Below are 18,625 nucleotides of genomic sequence, written 5' to 3' on the forward strand. Positions count from 1 at the left end.
GCCGTGGAAGGAATGCCTCCATGAAGATGATCGCCGCCAGCCTCATCAGCAGTGCTCTGCTGCTCGGGGTCAGCCTCACACCCTTTGCCGACGCGCAGGCACCGCAGACGGCACAATTGCTGGAGGGCAAGGATCATCCCATCCTGCTCGCCCGCATGACCGTCACCGCCACGCCCCTGCCCGACCCGGCCGACTGAGACACCGCGCGCCGGAGCGGCGCGCGTGAACGGGCTCATCGGCCTGCTCGGCACGCTGGCGCTGCTGCTGGCCGCTGGCGGCGCGATCGGTCTGATCGACCGGCGCGGCTTTCGTCCCGGCTGGCTGCTGGTCGCCGCCGCCCTGGTCGCTGCCAATGATGCGCTGCTGACCCGCGCCTATCGCCATATCCCCGATCTCATCCCCGCCGCCGACTGGAACTGGCAGGGCAAGCTGCTGGCCCTTGCGCTCACGCTGCTGGTGGCCGCCCTGCCCGCCTTCGGCTGGAAGCGGGTCGGCCTTACCCTCCGGCAGGCGCGCGGCAGCCTGACCGCTGCCCTGCCGGTGGCCCTGCTCTATTGCGCCTTCTTCACCGCGCTCGCGCTCTATTTCCCCGACGATCCCAGCAGCGCAGAGGAAATCGCCTTCCAGCTCACCATGCCGGGGCTGGAGGAAGAACCTTTCTATCGCGGCATCCTGCTTTTCGCGCTCGATCGCGCCTTTACCCGGCGGGTCCGCTTCCTGGGCGTCGACTGGGGTTGGGGCGCTCTGCTATCCTGCGGCCTGTTTGGCCTCGCCCATGCGTTCGGCTATTCGGGCGGCCATTTCAGCTTCGATCCGGTCGTGATGGCGCTTACCGCCATCCCCTCGCTGCTGGCTGTCTGGCTGCGCCTGCGTACCGGCAGCCTGCTGCTGCCGATCCTGCTGCACAATTTCGGCAATGCCATCTCGCTGATGCTATGAGTCGAACAAGGCATTGAAAAATTGCCATTTATGAACCGATATTCAGCTTAAATCGGGTTTTGATACAATTTCCGACAAAACTGCCCCACCCTTGGGACAGGCTTGCGACAAGCGCGGCCTATCTCTGTCTTCGACGCCGGAAGCGGCGCCCTCGATTGAAACAAGAGGAGTGAAGACATGTTCAAGAAGATCATCCTGACCCTGACCGCCACCGCCGTTGCCGCCAGCCCGATCGTCACCGCCCAGGCCCAGGCCGCGCCCCATCGCGAGACCGTCCGGGTCGTGAAGGAAGGTCCGCACCGCACCGTCGTCCAGAAGAAGACGGTGGTGCGCAACGATCGCCACTGGGCCAAGGGCCAGCGCTTCGATCGCCGCTACGCGACCAATTACCGGGTCGTCGACAATTATCGCGGCTATCGCCTGTCGGCCCCGCCGCGCGGTTATCACTGGGTCCGCTCGGGCAATGACGCGGTGCTGGTCGCGATCACCAGCGGGATCATCGGCGCGGTCGTCGCCGGCGCCATCCGCTAAGCGCCCCACTTCCTGAAAAGCGCCCTGGAGCCACCGCTCCGGGGCGCTTTCGCGTTCACACCAGCCCGGTCAGATAATAGACGGCGATCACGACGAAGACGGTCATCGTCTTGATGAGCGTCAGCGCGAATATGTCCTTATAGGCCTGGCGATGGGTGAGGCCCGTCACCGCCAGCAGGGTGATGACCGCGCCATTATGCGGCAGGCTGTCCATGCCCCCCGATGCCATCGACGCGACCCGATGCAGCACTTCGCGCGGTATATCCGCCGCGTCGCCCGCCGCCACGAACTGGTCCGCCATCGCCGCCAGCGCGATCGACAGGCCGCCCGACGCCGACCCGGTAATGCCGGCCAGGGTCGTCACCGTAATGGCTTCGTTGATCAGCGGGTTGGGCACCGCCTTCAGCGCGTCCTTGACGACCAGGAAGCCCGGCAGCGCCGCGATCACTCCGCCAAAGCCATATTCGACCGCCGTGTTCATCCCCGCCAGCAAGGCGCCGCCGACCGCCGCCTTCGATCCTTCCGCAAAGCGCCGTGACACGATCGGGAAAGCGAAAATCAGGATGGTGGCGATGCCCAGCAGCAGCGCCCCCTCCACCGCCCACAGCGCCGCCTGTTGTGTCACCTTCGCTGTCACCGGATCGGGCAGACCCGCCAGCCGAATGCTCACCTCTTCCGCCCCGCCGGTGATGCGCGGGATCAGCAGCGTCAACGCCAGATTGCCCAGCCCCACCACCAGCAGCGGAAGCAGGGCGACCAGCGGGTGGACGGTGACCGCCTCTTCCTGCCGATCGGGTTCGTTGACCAGCGTTTCGGGTGCGCCATAGCCCTCCCCCGCGGCCGCCATCGCCCGGCGCCGCCAGTTGAGATAGACAAGGCCCGCGGCCGCGATCACCACCGATCCGATCATGCCCAGCACCGGCGCCGCCCAGGCAGTGGTGCCAAAGAAGCTGGCCGGAATGACATTCTGGATCTGCGGCGTGCCCGGCAGCGCATCCATGGTGAAGGTCAGCGCGCCAAGGCCGATGGTCGCGGGCACCAGCCGCTTGGGAATATCGGCGCGGCGAAACATCTCGGCGGCGAAGGGGTAGACGGCGAACACCGCCACGAAGACCGAGACCCCGCCATAGGTCAGCAGCGCCGTCACGATCATGATCGCCGGGATCGCCCGCCCCGCGCCGACGAAACCGATCACCGCCGTCACGATCGCGCGGGAAAAACCCGATATCTCGACCAGCTTGCCGAACAGCGCGCCAAGCAGGAAGACCGGAAAATAGAGCTTCAGGAAGGTGGCGACCTTGTCCATGAACAGGCCGGAAAAGGCGGTGGGCACTGCCGTGGGATCGGTCAGGAACACCGCCAGCATGGCGAGCAAAGGCGCCATCAATATGACGCTCATGCCGCGATAGGCCGCCAGCATCAGCAAGATCAGCGCCAGTGCCGCGATCGCGACCGCCATCCGTCTCTCCTTCTCATTTTCTGAAGCGCAGGATAGAGACAGGTGAAGCCTGACTGCAAGAAGGGCCGCTGCCGCCCATGGCTGCACCGATGCCGCTTGCCTTTCCCCCGCTTTTCCGTCATAGGCGCGCCTTCGCTCGGCCCCGGATTCGGACGTCGGACGATTTCGAATGCTTGAGACGACAGCCGGAGGGGCGTTCCACATGGGGTGGGCGTCAGCGATCGGCCAACAGATGAGGCAATACCCATGGCTCTTTACGAGCATGTGTTCCTTGCGCGCCAGGATCTGGCACAGGCGCAGGTGGACGCTCTGGCGGAAACCGCCACCAAGATCGTCGAGGAAAATGAAGGCAAGGTGACCAAGGTTGAGACCTGGGGCCTGCGTTCGCTCGCATACAAGATCGCCAAGAACCGCAAGGCGCACTACGTCATGCTGAACATCGACGCACCGGGCAACGTGATTGCCGAGCTGGAGCGTCAGACCCAGATCAACGAAGACATCATCCGCTACATGACCATCAAGGTCGAAGAGCTGGAAGCCGGTCCGTCGGTGATGATGCGCAAGCAGGAACGCGCCGAACGTGGCGACCGTGCCCCCCGTGGTGACCGTGGCCCGCGCCGTGAGCGCGAAGAAGCCCCGGCTGCCGAATAAGGAGATCTGAAACATGGCACGCCCGTTTTTCCGCCGCCGCAAGAGCTGCCCCTTCGCCGCCAAGGATGCGCCGAAGATCGATTACAAGGACGTCCGTCTGCTGCAGGGCTTCGTGTCCGAGCGCGGCAAGATCGTCCCCAGCCGCATCACCGCGGTGTCCGCCAAGAAGCAGCGTGAGCTGGCCCAGGCCATCAAGCGCGCCCGTCACCTGGGCCTGCTGCCCTACATCGTGAAGTAAGGGAGAAAGACCCATGGAAATCATTCTCCTTGAGCGCATCGAAAAGCTGGGCGCAATCGGCGACGTCGTCACCGTGAAGGATGGTTACGCTCGTAACTTCCTGCTGCCCAACAAGAAGGCTCTTCGTTCGAACGCCGCCAACAAGGCTGTGTTCGAAGCCAACCGCGCGAAGATCGAAGCCGACAACGCCGCTCGTCGTTCGGACGCCGAAAAGGCTGCCGAAGGCGTCAACGGCAAGCAGATCGTCCTGATCCGCCAGTCGTCGAACGCCGGCCACCTGTACGGCTCGGTCGCCGTCCGTGACGTCGTCGACGCGCTGCACGCCGATGGCGTGACCAACGTCTCCAAGGCGATGGTCGTGCTGGAGCGTCCGATCAAGACCCTGGGCGTCTTCGACGTCAAGGTCGCGCTGCACCCGGAAGTGGCCGTCACCATCACGGTGAACGTTGCCCGCTCGCCGGAAGAAGCCGAACTGCAGGCGCAGGGCGTCGACGTGATGGCCGACCTGTTCGAGAAGGACGAAGCCGGCTTCACCGAGGATTACGATCCGAACGCCGAGCCGGGCGAAATCGCCGTCGAGGCGGAAGAAGCCCCGGCCGAAGAAGCCTGAGCCTCTTCGCTCTGACAAACGAGAAAGCCGCCCGTCACCGGGCGGCTTTTTTGTTGCCGTGGGCGGCTGATCGAACGCTCACCGAGCTTGGCCTGTCGGTCCATGAGCAGTGCCGCATCGCCGTCATCGCCCCATTGCCCGATTTCCTGACGCTCTATCCCAAGGGCCACGTCCAGATCGTCGCGGTCGGGCGCCCTGCGCTACCCTTTCCCGGAATGGCAGGTGCAGGAGGGGATCGTCCATCTCGTCTTCACCACTCGCACCGGGCTGCCGCCGCTGGTGCGCGCCTGGATCGATCATCTCGCCGCCCATTTCAGCAACGGCGATATCTTCTCGCCCTGATGTCAGCCCTGCACCCGGCGACGGCGCGTTTCCCAGCCCTTCTTCGCCGCAGCCGATCGATCCGCGGCCTTGCGCCGTTCGGCAGCATGGCTGTCGGGCTTGCCCCGCCCCGATCCCGACAGGTTACCCCCGCCCGAATCCTTGTTCACGGTCGCCCAGGCCCGCGCCTCTGCCTCGTCATGCAACACGCCACGCTCTTCATAGCTTTGCGCGATATGCGCGGCCTTACGCTTCTGCTTGCCAGTGTAACGATCCTTGTCGCCTCTGGGCATGTCTGCCTCCTTTTTTCGTCCCATATCGGTTCAAATACCGAGAGGCATTTCCCGAGGATTGCCATTAAGTTGCATGGCGAGAAAATGAGGAACGGAGAGTCGCCATGAACGTTCCGGACATCATGGAGCAACGCACCCTGCTTGAGCGCCTCGCCCGGCATCTCGCCGCCGGGGCAACGCATAACTGGCCCTATTGGGTCGAGGATGCCGCCAGCATATTGGCGATGCTCAAGGAGCCCGATCCCGCCATGCGCGAGACGGGCGACGTGACCGCCTGGCAGGCGATGATCGATACCGCTCTGCAACAGCGCTGGACCATCTTTCCGCCCGGCATGACCGGCGCGGACGAGGATCATGCCGGCAGCGCGGACGAAGAGGGCGAAATTCGCCTCTCGCCCGAGGCTATCGACCAGGACGCCGCCAAGTGGGTCCATCTCCACAGCGCGTCGAAGGAGACACCATGAAGGGATTGTTGAAGCTGGCCTTTCTGACCGGCCTGGGCGCCGTTGCCTGGAAGAGCCTGAAGGAACGGGCCGGCAAGGATGATGGTGCCGCAGCCGATGATCTGGACGATCGCGGCCCGGTCGGCTCGTCCGGCATCGTCCGCGACGCCGGGCCGCAGGCGGACGACAGCGATTGGGACATGGTCGATGAACAGTCCGACGAATCCTTCCCCGCCAGCGATCCGCCCGGCAATTACTGATATCGCCGACGCCCGGTCACGAACCGGCAATCATCGCTCCATTGCCCCCACCCTGCCCGCGCATTAAGAAGCGCGCACGGATGATATCCATCCGTTTCAACAGGGGAATTATTCAACCATGCCTTCGGGTCTGATCGCGCTGCTCGACGATGTTGCCGGTATCGCCAAGATGGCGGCCACGTCGCTGGACGATGTCGCCGCTGCCGCCGGCAAGGCCGGCACAAAGGCCGCCGGCGTTGTCATCGACGATACCGCCGTGACACCCAACTATGTCATGGGCCTGTCGCCCGACCGCGAACTGCCGATCATCTGGAAGATCGCGCGCGGATCGTTGCGCAACAAATTGCTGTTCCTGCTGCCGGCGGCGCTGGCGCTAAGCGCCTTTGCCCCCTGGCTGCTGCCGCCGCTGCTGATGCTGGGCGGCGCCTTCCTCTGCTTCGAGGCGGCGGAGAAGCTGCTGGAGGCGATCCAGGGCGGCCATGACGAGGTGGCGGATGCCGCCGCGACCCTAACTTCCAAGGAACTGGAGGACCAGAAGGTCTCCAGCGCGATCCGCACCGACTTCATCCTGTCGGGCGAGATCATGGCGATTGCGCTCGGCACTGTCGCCAGCGAACCGATCTGGGAACAGGCGATCATCCTGGTCGTCGTCGCCATCGCGATCACCGCCGGCGTCTATGGCGTGGTCGGCTTCATCGTGAAGATGGACGATATCGGCCTGCACCTCGCCCAGCGCAGCGGCGCGGCGACGCGCGCGATCGGCCGTGGCCTGGTAAAGGCGATGCCGGTCGTGATGAGCGTGCTGGGCGTCGTGGGTACGGCGGCGATGCTGTGGGTCGGGGGCGGCCTGATCGTCCATGGCCTGCACGAATTCCATTGGGATCTGATCCCCGGTACGATCCATCACCTGGCCGAGGGCGCCGCCCATGCCGTGCCCGCGATCGGTCCGGTGATCGACTGGCTGGTGAATGCGATCGGCGCGGGCATTGTCGGGCTGGTGATCGGCGGCATCATCGTTGCCGTGCTGCATCTGTTCAAGAAGCACTGAGGCGATTAAGGGGAGCGCCCGCGCCTTTGCCGGCGCTTCCCTCGCTCCGGACCTTCCAAGTGACCCAATTTTCCCCCTGGCGCATCGAGGCGCGCGCGCTCGTCACGCTCGCCATTCCCATGATCGCGGGCAATGTCGCCTGGTCGGGGATTGCCGCGACCGATCTGCTGCTCGTGGGCCGGCTGGGCGCGGAAGCGGTCGCCGCCGGGGCGCTGGCGATCAATCTCTTCAACGCGCTGCTGATCTTCGGCCTTGGCCTCGTCACCGCCGCCGCGCCGCTGATTGCCAGCGAACGCGGCCGTCGCCGCCATTCGGTGCGCGACGTGCGCCGCACCGTCCACCAGACGCTGCGCGCCGCCGCCTTCTTCGTGCTGCCGGCCTGGCTGATCCTGTGGCATTGCGAGGCGATATTGCGCGCCATGGGGCAGGAGCCAGACCTGGCGCGCGAAGCCGGCCATCTGATGCGCGGCATGCAATGGGCGCTGCTGCCCTTCCTCTGCTTCACCACGCTGCGCAACTTCATCTCGGCACTGGAGCGCCCGCTCTGGGGCCTCATCATCATGCTGTTCGCCATCCCGTTCAACGTGCTGGTCGGCTGGGCGCTGATCTTCGGCCATCTCGGCCTGCCCGCGCTCGGCCTGCTGGGCGCCGGCATCGCCAGCACCCTCTCCTCCACCTTCCTGTTCCTGGGCCTGCTGACCGTCATCCTGGTCGATCGCCGCTTCCGCCGTTATCGGCTGATGGGCCGCTTCTGGACGCGCGACCGCGACCGGCAGCGCGCGGTGTGGACGCTGGGCCTGCCGATCGCGATCACGCTGGGGCTGGAAGTCACGGTGTTCAACGCCTCGGCCTTCCTGATGGGGCTGATCGACCGGGAATCGCTCGCCGCCCATGCCGTGGCGATCCAGATCGCCTCGCTCGTCTTCATGGTGCCGATGGGCATCGGCCAGGCCGCGACCGTACGCGTCGGCGTCGCCTATGGCCGGGCCGATCCCGCCGTGATCGGCCGTGCCGGCTGGCTGGCGCTGATCGTCGGCACCGGCTTCGCCATGGCGGCCGCGCTGATGCTGGTCCTGATCCCGCGACCGCTGGTGTCGATCTTCCTCGACGTCCATGATCCGGCCAATCTCGCCACCGCCAATCTGATGGTCAGCTTCTTGGCGGTCGCCGCGCTGTTCCAGCTGGTCGATGCGGCCCAGGCCGTCGGCGCCGGCGTGCTGCGCGGCATCCAGGATACCAAAGTGCCGATGATCTTTGCCCTTTTCGGCTACTGGATCATCGGTATCGGCGTCGGCGCCCTGCTCGCTTTCCCGATGGGGCTGCATGGCGTGGGCATCTGGTTCGGCCTGGCTGCGGGCCTCGGCACGGTGGCGATCCTGCTGATCGCGCGCTGGTCGCTGCGCGACCGGCTGGGGCTGGTTCTGCGCTAGGAAAACGGCCGCACAATTCGTCGTGAAAATTCGGCCGGTTGCACGGCAGGCACATGGTGCGACGCACAAAGCAATTGAAACGGGGCCGTGTTTCTTGATATGGGCGGCCCATCATGGACTCTCCGACCCCTATCTTCGAAGCGATCGCGCTTCAGAAGTGCCTCAAGGCGACCTATAACAAGATGGTCGTCACGCTGGCCCCGCACATCCTCTACACGCGCCATGACGAGATGTTCATGGACGCCGTGACCACGGACCGCGACGGCCGCCCGCCGCGCGAGCTGAAGCTGGGCACGTTCAAGCTGGCGGGCCTGAGCGACGTCGAGATACTGGACGAGACGTTCGAGGCGATGCACGGCCTCTATGACCAGAGCGACGACAAATATAAGGGCGTGACCCTGTTCGCGGTCGATCCGCAGAGCGCCGCCGCCTGACCGGCACTGGCATCGCATCGACCCGAATGAAGAAGGGCGGCCATTGGCCGCCCTTTTCGTATCCTTACTTCTTGAGCCGATAGCCGGTGCGGAACACCCAGGCGATGATACCGAGACATACCGCCAGCATGCCGCCCACGAACAACAGGCTGAACTCGATCCCGACATCGCCCTTGCCGAAGAAGGTCCAGCGGAAGCCCGAGATCAGATAGACGATCGGGTTGAACAGGGTGATGGTGCGCCACGGCTCGGCCAGCATGTGGATCGAGTAGAAGGCGCCGCCCAGGAAGGTCATCGGCGTGATGATCAGCAGCGGGATCACCTGCAACTGTTCGAACCCCTGCGCCCAAATGCCCAGGATGAAGCCGAACAGGCAGAAGCTCACCGCGATCAGCAGCATGAAGCCGACCATGGCGAAGGGATGGGCGACCGGCAGATCGACGAACAGATGCGCCGTGGCAAAGATGATGAAGCCGACGATCAGCGCCTTGGTCGCCGCCGCCCCGACATAGGCGATTACCGTCTCCATCGCCGACACCGGCGCCGACAGCAGTTCGTAGATGGTGCCGGTGAACTTGGGCATGTAGATGCCGAAGCTGGCGTTGAAGATGCTCTCCGTGAACATCGACATCATGATGAGGCCCGGCACGATGAAGGCGGCATAGGGAATGCCGTCAATCTGCGTCATGCGCGAGCCGATCGCCCCGCCGAACACGATGAAATAGAGCGATGTGGTGATGACCGGCACCAGCAGGCCGGTCAGCCAGGTGCGCCGGAACCGGTGCAGCTCGAACTTGTAGATGGCGGCGACCGCGCGCAGATTGGGGCCGTTCATGCCGCTTTCTCCTGATGGACCAGGCTCACGAAAATATCCTCCAGGCTGCTCTGCCGCGTGTTGAGATCCTTGTATCCGATGCCGAGATCGCCCAGCTTGCGTAGCAGCGAAGAGACGCCGGTGCGTTCGGCGCGGGTGTCGAACAGATATTCGATCTCCTGCCCCTGCGCCTTCAGCGCCACATCCCAGTCGGCCAGTTCGGGCGGCAGCGCCTCGATCGGCTCGGCCAGCATGATCGACAGCGTCTTCTTGCCCAGCTTCTCCATCAGCGCGGTCTTGTCCTCGACCAGCATCAGCTGGCCATGGTTGATGACGCCCACCCGGTCGGCCATTTCCTCGGCCTCCTCGATATAATGGGTGGTTAGGATGATGGTGACGCCGGTCTGGCGCAGTTCGCCGATCAGCTTCCACATGTCGCGGCGCAGTTCAACGTCGACGCCGGCGGTCGGCTCATCCAGGAACAGGACGCGCGGCTCGTGGCTCAGCGCCTTGGCGATCATCACCCGGCGCTTCATGCCGCCGGACAGTTCGCGGATCTTGTTGTGGCGCTTGTCCCACAGCGACAGGTCGCGCAGCACCTTTTCGACATAGGCGTCGTTGCGCGGCTTGCCGAAGAGGCCGCGGCTGAAGGTGACGGTGTCGATCACGCGCTCGAACTGATCGGTATTGAGCTCCTGCGGCACCAGACCGATTGCCGCGCGCGCGCCGCGATAGTCGCGGATGATGTCATGGCCGGCGACCGTCACGGTGCCACCAGAGGGGCGGACATTGGCGCAGATGATCGAGATCATCGTCGTCTTGCCCGCGCCATTGGGGCCGAGCAGCGCGAAAATCTCGCCCTCCTCGATATTCAGGTCGATGCCCTTGAGCGCCTGAAAGCCCGACGCATAGCTTTTCGTCAGGCCCTTGATTTCGATGATGGATGCCATGCGGCAGCGCCCCCTTTCCTTGTGTCGGCAAGATAGGAGGCGGACCGCGCCATGCAACCGGCTGCGCGGCAAATAGCGAAGCCGGGCAACATATTGGAAAAAGATTGAAGCCGGTGAAGCGCGGGCATAGGCTTGACACCCCACCATGTGGAGAAGGCTATGAAAAAGGCAGTTCTCTATCTGTCGATCGCGTTGATCGTCGTTCCCGATATCGCCATTGCCCAGCAGGGCGGCCGACCGCCATCCGGCAATGGCGGCGCCAGACCATCTCCGTCCACGCGCCCTGCCCCCGCCCCCTCACGCCCCGGCGGATCAGCGCAGCCTTCCCGCCCCGGCGGTCCGTCGACACAGCCGTCCCGGCCCGGTGCTTCTCGCCCGCAACCGCCCCGCCCCGTACAGCCTTCGCCCGGTCCGGGCCAGCCAGGTGGACCGGCGGTTCAACCACCCCGACCGGGTGGCCCTTCACCGCAGCCGCCCCGTCCCGGTGGTCCCGGCGTCCAGCCACCACGGCCAGGCCAGCCGCATCGCCCCGGCGCCGGCCGTCCGCCCAATTTCCGGCCGATCCCCGGCCCGGCCTTCCGCTATCCCCATGGCTATCGCTATCGCCGCTGGACGGTCGGCCTGTTCCTGCCGGCGGTCTTCTTCTCCAGCTATTATTATTACAACGACTATTGGCGCCTGGGCCTGGGCGCGCCGCCCTATGGCTATCGCTGGATCCGCTATGGCCCCGACCTGCTGCTGGTCGAGGTCCGATCGCGCCGCGTGGTCGATGTCGTCTACGGCGCCTTCTACTGAGACAGAAACAGAAAGGGCCGCATCATGCGATGCGGCCCTTTTCTCTTGCCCCGGTCATTCGCCCCGTCGAGTGAAGCGGAAGACCGTCGCTGGCGGGAAATTGCGCACCGTATGGCCGGCGCGGACGACCTCCAGGCCTAGCTGGTCCAGCACCGCACGGCTGACCGGCGGCCGTGTCGAATAGGTGAACTGCACCAGGCTGCCGCCCGGCTTCAGCATGCGGAAGGCTTCGGACAATATGTCGATGTGCATCGCGCGGTCCATCGCCAGCAGCGGCAGACCGCTGACCACGGTCTGATAGTCGCCGGGGCCACCGGCGGCCGCGACCGAGACGATCTGCGCCGGCGTCTCCAGGATCGAGACATGGGGGAAATGACGCCGCAGGCCGCGCGCGAAGGCGGGGTTGATCTCCACCACCTCCAGCTGGTCGGCGGCAAGTCCGGTTTCCAGGATGGCGCGGGTGAAGACGCCGGTGCCCCCGCCCAGTTCCAGCACGCGGCCGCCCTGCGGATCGATGTCGGCTACCATCAGCCGCGCCAGATAGCGGCTGCTGGGCACGACAGAGGCGGTCTGCCGGGGCTTCTTCACCCAGGCGGCGAGGAAATCGAGATATTCGGTGGCGCGGGCGCGGAACTCGCTGTTCGGCAGGGCGATTGCCCGGCTGCGCTTCGGCTTGTGCTGCATGGGCGAAATGCGACCGCTCCTTTCTGGTGCCGACTCCCCTTAGCGGGCCGGAGCGCCCCCGTCGATTGGCTTAACAAGATTTCATGCCGGACCAGCAACGGCCGGTCCGGCACAAGTCCTTATTTCTGCTTGCCCGCTTCGGCCGCGGCCAGCACGCGCAGGACATTGCCGGACCAGATTTTCTGTACGTCAGCCTCGCTATAACCGGCCTTCAGCAGGGCGTCGGTGATCTTGGGCAGATCGACCACATCCTCCATGCCGACGACCCCGCCGCCGCCGTCCCAATCCAGGCCGATGCCGACATGATCGGGGCCGACGACCTTCAGCGCGTGCAGCATATGCGCCATGAAATCGTCGAAGGTCGGCCGGTCGGTGTCGGGATAGAGCCGGTCGATCTCCTGCCGCTTGGCGAGCATCGCGGTCCGCGCCTCGGGCGAAACCTTGGCGTCCTCCCGCATCTGGCTGTAAAGCGCCATGAGCGCCTTCTGCCGCTCGGGATTGGGCTTGGACGCGCGCAGATAGGCGCCATAGGCGTTCATCTGGATCACGCCGCCCTTGGCCGCCAGCGCCTTCAGATGATCGTCATCGATGTTGCGCGGATGGTCATAGACGGCCTTGCAGCCCGAATGGGTCAGCAGCACCGGCGTGGTCGACAGCGCCAGCAGATCGTCCAGCACCTGGTCACTGCTGTGCGAGGCGTCGGGCACGATGCCGAGGCGGTTCATTTCCTTCAGCAATTCCTTGCCGAGCGGGCTGAGGCCGCCATAGCGCGGCTTCTTCGACGGATCGGTCGAGCTGTCGGCGAACTGGTTATGCGCGAAATGGGCAAAGCCCGACACCCGCACGCCCATGTCGTAGAATGTCTTGATCAGCGAGACATCCTCGCCCAGCGGATAGGCATTTTCGATCGACATATAGACGATACGCTTGCCCGCCGCGGCGATCGGCGCCGCGTCCTTCGCCTCCAGCGCCAGCGTGAAATTGTCGGGGTCGGCCGCCACCATCGAGCGGATCGACATGCCACGCAACAACGCGAAATCGCGCGCCTTGCGGAAGCCTTCGATCGTCAGCGGCCCCTGCCCGGTGTAGATCGCCCAGAAGCCGCCATCCAGGCCGCCCTTCTTCATCCGCGGCAGGTCGACCTGGGTATAGTCGCTATGGACGCCATGCTCCTCGTCGATCGACCAGTCGGGCAGGTCGAGCGAGGCCGGGGTATCAAGATGGCTGTCGAGCGTGATCAGCTTCTGGTGCAGCTGATAGACCTGTTTCGACACGCCCCCCGTCGCAGATTTTGGCTGGGCCTGCGCCGCAATCGGGAGCAGCGCGACCAGCGCTGCCCCCATAAGATAAGCATTCCGCATCAGATCTCGCCCGAAATGGTGAACTGGAAGGTGCGTGGGGACAGCGGCCGGAAGGATCCGTCACCCGTGACCGAGGAGGAGATGTAGGACAGCGTGTCCTTGTCGAAGATATTGTCGACGTTGAAGCGCGCCTTGATGCTCTTCACCGGGCCGAAGCTCCAGCCGTCGCCAATATCCACATAGCCGCTGAACACGGTGTAGGCCGGCACGCTGGAGCCTGCCGTGTTGGTGAAGGTCGACCAGCGCTTCGACGTATATTTGCCGCTGATGTTGGCGACCAGCCAGCTTGCCGGCTCGATCGTGACGCCACCGCTGACGATCCACTTGGCGCTATCGGGGATATATTTGCCGGAGGTCGCATAGGTGACCGACGCGACGATATCGTCCTGGAACTTGGCGTTGTTGTAGGTGACGTTGGCGTTGGCATAGGCAAGGCCGTTGAGGAAGGCCGGCTTGTAGGTGCCGCTGGCTTCCACGCCGTAGGATTCGACCCGGCCGACATTCTGGTAGAAGGTTTCGGTGGTGCTGCCGCCGCCTTCCTGGAAAGTGGTGATCGACTGGATGCGGTTCTTGAACTTGGTGTAGTAGCCCGCGATCGACGCATAGAGCTGCCCCTGGTTTGTGCGGAAGCCGATTTCCATATTCTGCGCGCGTTCCGCCTTGGGCTGGGGCACCAGCGCCGACGTGCCGGTGCGCGTCACGGCATAGATATCATCCATGCCCTTGGGCAGCGCCATCGTCTCGGCATAGGAGGCGAAGATCTGGCTGCGCTCGTTGATCTTGAACAGCAGGCCCGCCATCGGCAGGAACATGTCGCGATAATGGGCCGTGTTATACTGTGGCCCCCAGCCTGCGACCGCCGTGCCACCCACGACGCGATAATAGTCGTCGAAGTCGCGATAGCCGCCAAGGCTGTAGTCCAGCATCAGCCCCTTGAAGCCGGCATCCAGAACCAGCCGGTCATCCATCAGCTTGAGCGTATCCTTCAGGAAGATCTGAAGCGTGTCGCGCTTGGACCGATAGTCGCGGCGCAGATAGACCAACTCGTCCAGATTGGGCTCGCCATCGGGGGCGCCGTCCATCGTGTTGTAGCGCGCCTGGGTGCGGTGATATTTGTCGACTTCGGCCCAGATGCCGCCTTCGACGACATTATTGCCGCTTTCCCAGTGCAGCTTGCTGGTCACGCCATAGCGATCGCCGCCGACGCCCGACCGACCATATTGCACACCCTTGGGCGCGGTCACGTCCAGCCCCGCGGCCGCCTGCGCCGTGTAGCGGCTCAGCGAGTTGGAATAGCTGTCGGGCGAGACGCCATAGCCATTCTTGTCTTCATAATAGAGGGTCGATTCCGCCCACACGCCATCGGCAATACCCAGGTGGAAGGTGCCGCCATAAAGCTTGTCCTTCCGCACGTTGATCGCGAGGTTGTAGACATTGGTGTAGTTGGAATTGGAATAATAGACGCCCGCCGCCGTCGGCGCGAAGCCGGTCGTGGTATTGGGCACATTCTCGATATAGGCGAAGTCGCGGCCGCAGGCGCCGACCACGCTGGTGGCGGTGCAATTATACTGGGCGCGGGTGATCGTCGGCGAGTCATAATCGAAGAAGTCGTTCGACACGAACTTGAAGCGCGCCCAGCTGTCACCGCCCAGATCGGCATGGATCTGGCCTTCCCAATGTTCGCGATCGACCGAACCGGGACCGCGCCACAGGTCGCTGTCCAGCTTGGTGCGGCTGACATAGGCCTTGAACGGCCCCACCCGGCCAGTGCTGGCGCGGATGAAGGTGCGCTTCATATTATTGTCGCCAAAGCTCTGCGACACGAACAGGCCCATCTCCTCCTGCGGGGCAATGCTGTTATACTGCACCACCGGGCCAAGGCTGGAATAGCTGGGCAGGCCGACATCGGCGGCGCCGACGGAGGCTTCCACCACGCCCAGATTTTCATTGTCGACATAGCGGAAGACAGGGCTGCCGCCGAAGGCGTCGCTGCGGCCGGTCGGAATGCCGTCGACCACGAAGCCGATCTGGTCGAGGTTGAAGGCGCGGGTCTGGACGCTGTTGCCAAATTCATAAAGGCCCAGCGCACCATCGGTCTGGACGTTGAAGCCGGGCAGCTGCTCCAGCATCTTCAGGCCCGAAATACCCGACGGCGCCGACAGCAGCGCCTCGCGCGTGACGGCGACGACATTGTTGATCTTGTCTTCGCCGATCGCTTCCGACGATTGCGAGATACGACGACCGGTCACGGTGATGCTGTCATTTTCGTCCGTTGGAGCGGCCTCCTGCGCCCAGGCGGCAGAGGATAAGGCACCCGCGCAGCAGGCAAGCAGCAGCGCAGCGCGAGACACGCGACGAACAGACGAAATCGAAGGCATAGAGGCTCCCTGTAGGCCCTGCAAAAGGGCAGTTCGCGCCAATCAGGAGCGCCCGCCCCTTCGGGCTATCGCGCCATTCCCCTCCGGACCCTGGCCTGTCGATCATCCCTTCGGGCGAACGCAGCCATGTCATCCATTTGTCATCTGAAACGAGCCCTTCGGGAAAATCCACCACGCGCTTATGATGATTTCTCAAGCGGAACGAGGCGCTTCAAAGCATTGAGATTTCGCAATCAATGCTCGCTTCCTCGCACGCGCGCACAAAAAATCCTTCCTAGGCCTGGCCTGGGGAGGATCAAAAATTGCATGCCCTCTTCTTTCGAAGAAGGATCCCTCAGCGCCCCTTCCAGACGCCCGGACGCTTCTCGACAAAGGCGGTCATGCCTTCCTTCTTGTCCTGCGTCGCAGTCAGGATCTGGAACAGGCGGCGCTCGGTCAAAATGCCCTGGGCCAGGTTGGTCTCGAACGCGATATTGACCATTTCCTTGTTCACCATCGCCGCCATCGGCGGCATCGCCGCAATGGCCGCAGCCGTCTTGAGCGCATCCTCCAGCAACTCGGCCGCCGGCACGATCCGCGCGACCAGACCGGCGCGCTCGGCTTCCTCGGCCCCCATCATCCGGCCGGTCAGGCACATTTCCATCGCCTTGGCCTTGCCCACCGCGCGGGTCAGCCGCTGCGATCCGCCCATGCCCGGCGCCACGCCCAGCTTCACCTCGGGCTGGCCGAACTTGGCGGTGTCGGCCGCCAGGATGAAGTCCGCCATCATCGCCAGTTCGCAGCCACCGCCCAGCGCGAAGCCGGCGACCGCCGCGATCCACGGCTTGCGGGTGGCGACGACCTTGGTCTGCCAGTCGGAGAAGAAATCCTGCAGGAAGAAGTCGGCCGCTTCCTTGTCGACCATTTCCTTGATGTCGGCTCCGGCGGCAAAGGCCTTTTCGCTGCCGGTCAGCACCGCACAATGCTGGGTCGGGTCGGCATCATAGGCGGCAAAGGCCGCGCCCAGATCCGCGAGCACCTGGCTGTTGAGCGCGTTGAGCGCCTGCGGCCGGTTGAGCGTGATGAGCGTCACCGCGCCCTGCTGTTCCACCAGGATCGTTTCATATGCCATTGCCGTCTCCCTAAGCTGTCAGCGCCGATCTATGTCGGCCAAAACCGGATCGCCAGCCTTTGCAGAGCGGCGATTTCGCCGATCCTATCGGCAAAGATGCATGAAATCCTGATCATAGCTGCGCATATGCGCGCCGCCATCGACATAGAGGGTCTGGCCCGTCACCGCCGTCGCGCCGGCCAGATAGAGAACGGCCTGCGCGATCTGTTCCGCCTGCGGCAGCCGGCCGAGCGGCATCAGTTGCTCCAGCCGCGCCATCTGTTCCGCATCATAGTCGGGCGTGGCGATGGTAAGGCCGGGCGCCACCGCATTGACCCGCACCTGCGGCGCCAGGCTGCTGGCCGCCGTCTTCGTCAGGCCGGCCAGCGCCAGCTTGGACAGCGTATAGGCCAGCTGATCGCCATGGGGATGGTCGATCCGCTGGTCGAGGATATTGACGATGCAGCGATCGCCGGTCCCGGCCGGCACCGTCGCGAACGCCTTGGTCAGCATCGCGGGCGCCGCGCAATTGACCGCATAATGGCGCATCAGATCGTCGGCGGTAACGCTGTCGATCCGGTCCTGGCCGAAGATCGCCGCGCTGTTGACCAGCAGGTCGGGCGGCCGGCCGAACCGTTCGGCGACCTGCGCGACCAGTTCCTCGGCCGCTTCGGGATCGGCAAAGTCGACGACGAAACCTTCCCACTCGGCGCCATTTTCCTCCAGCGCGATCGCCAGATGAGAGTCCAGCCGCGTGTCATGGCTGCCATGGATGGCGAGCGAATAGCCGGCCTGCGCCAGCGCCGCCGAAATGATGCCGCCCAGCCGGCGATGGCCGCCGGTCACGAGCGCCAGCCGGCGCGAGGCCAGCGGCAAGGGGCCGGTCGGCCCGGCATCCTTCTTCGCGCCGCCGATCGGGCGATAGGCGGGCTCGGCGCCCTCCCCCTCTCCGGTCACATCATTCACGAGGCGATGAGCTTCAGCACTTCCTCGCGCGACTTTTCATCGTCGCGGAAGACGCCGAGCATGCGGCTGGTCTTCATGATGACATTGGGGGTGCGCACGCCGCGGCCTGTCATGCAGCCATGGGTCGCCTCGATCACCACGGCGACGCCCTGGGGCTTGAGATTTTCCCAGATGCAATTGGCGACTTCGGAGGTCAGCCGTTCCTGCACCTGCAGCCGGTTGGCATAGGCGTGCAGCACACGGGCCAGCTTGGAAATGCCGACCACATAGTCGCCGGGCAGATAGGCGATGTGCGCGCGCCCGACGATCGGCGCCATATGATGTTCGCAATGCGACTGGAACGGAATGTCCTTCAGCAGCACGACATCGTCATAACCGCCCACCTCGTGGAAGATGCGCGAGAGATGATAGGCCGGATCATCATTATAGCCGCGGCAATATTCGCGCCAGGCGCGCGCCACCCGCTCGGGCGTTTCCATCAGCCCTTCGCGCTCGGGCATGTCGCCCGACCAGCGGATGAGGGTACGGATCGCCTCCGACACTTCGGCCGGGACCGGCTCCTTCGAGCCTTCGCCTACGGTTTCCGCATCGGGATCATATGCCATGAACTGGGCCACTCCATAATTGTTGGCCCCGGCATATGGCGACTGCGTGCCCGTCTGACCAGCCCTTTTGCCCCGGCTGGACACAACATCGCTGTGGTGGCAAATCACAGTCTAACGGGAACGCACCACATAAAAATGTCATTACAATCGCAAGATCATGCGCACTGAACGCATCGCCGCCGTCCTTCTGGCAGCCGGCATGTCGACCCGCTTCGGCGAGGAAGACAAGCTGGACACCTCGAAAAACTCGTGGCGCCTGACGGCCTGAAGTGATTCACTGCCTTTGCACGATAGCGGAGGCGATGATGGCAGGGCAGCCGGGTTT

General features: G+C 64.4%; 22 protein-coding genes. 12 read left to right on the forward strand and 10 right to left on the reverse strand.

The annotated features are described in order from the left end of the window. Nucleotides 1–20 precede the first annotated feature (20 nt). From JQK15_RS07225 to JQK15_RS07235, 3 genes are all read left to right on the forward strand, one after another. Nucleotides 21–197: a hypothetical protein gene (locus JQK15_RS07225; protein WP_214864498.1), complete on the forward strand. Its 177-nt coding sequence runs from the start codon at nt 21–23 to the stop codon at nt 195–197. 25 nt (nt 198–222) lie between these two features. Next, nucleotides 223–939, forward strand: a complete 717-nt coding sequence (locus tag JQK15_RS07230; protein WP_069336820.1) for a CPBP family intramembrane glutamic endopeptidase, BDIM_20840 family — start codon at nt 223–225, stop codon at nt 937–939. 177 nt (nt 940–1,116) lie between these two features. Then, nucleotides 1,117–1,470: an RcnB family protein gene (locus JQK15_RS07235; RefSeq protein WP_214864500.1), complete on the forward strand. Its 354-nt coding sequence runs from the start codon at nt 1,117–1,119 to the stop codon at nt 1,468–1,470. Between the two features lie 55 nt (nt 1,471–1,525). On the opposite strand, the gene JQK15_RS07240 is transcribed toward JQK15_RS07235, so the two are convergent. Then, a complete protein-coding gene (locus JQK15_RS07240; protein ID WP_214864502.1) occupies nt 1,526–2,929 on the reverse strand; it encodes a GntP family permease in 1,404 nt (467 codons plus the stop codon). Nucleotides 2,930–3,175: 246 nt separating this feature from the next. Between JQK15_RS07240 and rpsF the strand changes: the two genes are divergently transcribed. From rpsF to rplI, 3 genes are read left to right on the forward strand one after another with little or no spacing between them, the layout of a single operon-like run. Continuing rightward, on the forward strand, nt 3,176–3,580 hold the full coding sequence (rpsF, locus tag JQK15_RS07245; protein ID WP_004212077.1) for a 30S ribosomal protein S6: 405 nt from the start codon (nt 3,176–3,178) through the stop codon (nt 3,578–3,580). Nucleotides 3,581–3,593: 13 nt separating this feature from the next. Next, a complete protein-coding gene (gene rpsR, locus JQK15_RS07250) occupies nt 3,594–3,818 on the forward strand; it encodes a 30S ribosomal protein S18 (RefSeq protein WP_004212076.1) in 225 nt (74 codons plus the stop codon). A 13-nt stretch (nt 3,819–3,831) separates the two neighbouring features. Continuing rightward, entirely contained in the window at nt 3,832–4,428 is a 597-nt protein-coding gene (gene rplI / locus JQK15_RS07255) for a 50S ribosomal protein L9 (protein WP_004212072.1), read from the forward strand. A gap of 344 nt (nt 4,429–4,772) precedes the next feature. Here the strand turns inward: rplI and JQK15_RS07265 are convergent, their stop codons facing one another. Continuing rightward, a complete protein-coding gene (locus JQK15_RS07265) occupies nt 4,773–5,042 on the reverse strand; it encodes a plasmid stabilization protein (protein ID WP_214864504.1) in 270 nt (89 codons plus the stop codon). 104 nt (nt 5,043–5,146) lie between these two features. Between JQK15_RS07265 and JQK15_RS07270 the strand changes: the two genes are divergently transcribed. From JQK15_RS07270 to JQK15_RS07290, 5 genes are all read left to right on the forward strand, one after another. Further along, nucleotides 5,147–5,506, forward strand: coding sequence for a hypothetical protein (locus JQK15_RS07270; protein WP_017501193.1), 360 nt, complete (start codon nt 5,147–5,149; stop codon nt 5,504–5,506). Next, nucleotides 5,503–5,745, forward strand: coding sequence for a hypothetical protein (locus tag JQK15_RS07275; RefSeq protein WP_004212068.1), 243 nt, complete (start codon nt 5,503–5,505; stop codon nt 5,743–5,745). Before JQK15_RS07270 ends, JQK15_RS07275 begins: the two co-directional genes overlap by 4 nt. Before the next feature lie 118 nt (nt 5,746–5,863). Next, nucleotides 5,864–6,793 carry a DUF808 domain-containing protein gene (locus JQK15_RS07280; RefSeq protein WP_161733611.1) on the forward strand — a complete coding sequence of 310 codons (930 nt, stop codon included), beginning with the start codon at nt 5,864–5,866 and terminating at the stop codon, nt 6,791–6,793. Between the two features lie 119 nt (nt 6,794–6,912). Further along, nucleotides 6,913–8,223 carry an MATE family efflux transporter gene (locus JQK15_RS07285; RefSeq protein ID WP_214864565.1) on the forward strand — a complete coding sequence of 437 codons (1,311 nt, stop codon included), beginning with the start codon at nt 6,913–6,915 and terminating at the stop codon, nt 8,221–8,223. A 113-nt stretch (nt 8,224–8,336) separates the two neighbouring features. Further along, complete coding sequence (locus JQK15_RS07290; protein ID WP_214864506.1) at nt 8,337–8,657, forward strand: WYL domain-containing protein; 321 nt, start codon at nt 8,337–8,339, stop codon at nt 8,655–8,657. A 64-nt stretch (nt 8,658–8,721) separates the two neighbouring features. Here JQK15_RS07290 and JQK15_RS07295 read toward each other — a convergent pair whose 3' ends face one another. Both JQK15_RS07295 and JQK15_RS07300 read right to left on the reverse strand, forming a co-directional pair. Beyond that, nucleotides 8,722–9,492: an ABC transporter permease gene (locus JQK15_RS07295; RefSeq protein WP_004212064.1), complete on the reverse strand. Its 771-nt coding sequence runs from the start codon at nt 9,490–9,492 to the stop codon at nt 8,722–8,724. Then, nucleotides 9,489–10,421: an ABC transporter ATP-binding protein gene (locus tag JQK15_RS07300; protein WP_214864508.1), complete on the reverse strand. Its 933-nt coding sequence runs from the start codon at nt 10,419–10,421 to the stop codon at nt 9,489–9,491. Before JQK15_RS07300 ends, JQK15_RS07295 begins: the two co-directional genes overlap by 4 nt. A gap of 159 nt (nt 10,422–10,580) precedes the next feature. On the opposite strand from JQK15_RS07300, the gene JQK15_RS27260 reads away from it, so the two are divergent. Further along, nucleotides 10,581–11,216 (forward strand): RcnB family protein, encoded by a 636-nt coding sequence (locus JQK15_RS27260; protein ID WP_214864510.1) that lies wholly within the window; start codon nt 10,581–10,583, stop codon nt 11,214–11,216. A 54-nt stretch (nt 11,217–11,270) separates the two neighbouring features. Here JQK15_RS27260 and JQK15_RS07310 read toward each other — a convergent pair whose 3' ends face one another. From JQK15_RS07310 to folE, 6 genes are all read right to left on the reverse strand, one after another. Further along, on the reverse strand, nt 11,271–11,900 hold the full coding sequence (locus tag JQK15_RS07310) for a class I SAM-dependent methyltransferase (protein WP_010335391.1): 630 nt from the start codon (nt 11,898–11,900) through the stop codon (nt 11,271–11,273). Nucleotides 11,901–12,019: 119 nt separating this feature from the next. Then, a complete protein-coding gene (locus tag JQK15_RS07315; protein WP_214864513.1) occupies nt 12,020–13,261 on the reverse strand; it encodes a dipeptidase in 1,242 nt (413 codons plus the stop codon). Next, the gene (locus JQK15_RS07320; protein ID WP_214864515.1) at nt 13,261–15,639 is read right to left on the reverse strand and encodes a TonB-dependent receptor; all 2,379 of its coding nucleotides are present in this window, start codon (nt 15,637–15,639) and stop codon (nt 13,261–13,263) included. The genes JQK15_RS07315 and JQK15_RS07320 overlap by 1 nt, the downstream gene beginning before the upstream one ends. A 334-nt stretch (nt 15,640–15,973) precedes the next feature. Next, complete coding sequence (locus JQK15_RS07325) at nt 15,974–16,750, reverse strand: enoyl-CoA hydratase-related protein (protein ID WP_214864517.1); 777 nt, start codon at nt 16,748–16,750, stop codon at nt 15,974–15,976. A gap of 84 nt (nt 16,751–16,834) precedes the next feature. Then, the gene (locus JQK15_RS07330) at nt 16,835–17,695 is read right to left on the reverse strand and encodes an SDR family oxidoreductase (protein WP_010335387.1); all 861 of its coding nucleotides are present in this window, start codon (nt 17,693–17,695) and stop codon (nt 16,835–16,837) included. After that, nucleotides 17,692–18,300 carry a GTP cyclohydrolase I FolE gene (gene folE, locus JQK15_RS07335; RefSeq protein WP_017501203.1) on the reverse strand — a complete coding sequence of 203 codons (609 nt, stop codon included), beginning with the start codon at nt 18,298–18,300 and terminating at the stop codon, nt 17,692–17,694. Before folE ends, JQK15_RS07330 begins: the two co-directional genes overlap by 4 nt. Nucleotides 18,301–18,625: the final 325 nt, after the last annotated feature.

Origin of the sequence: Sphingobium sp. BHU LFT2 (assembly GCF_018604485.1) — a bacterium.
GTDB lineage: Bacteria > Pseudomonadota > Alphaproteobacteria > Sphingomonadales > Sphingomonadaceae > Sphingobium > Sphingobium yanoikuyae_A.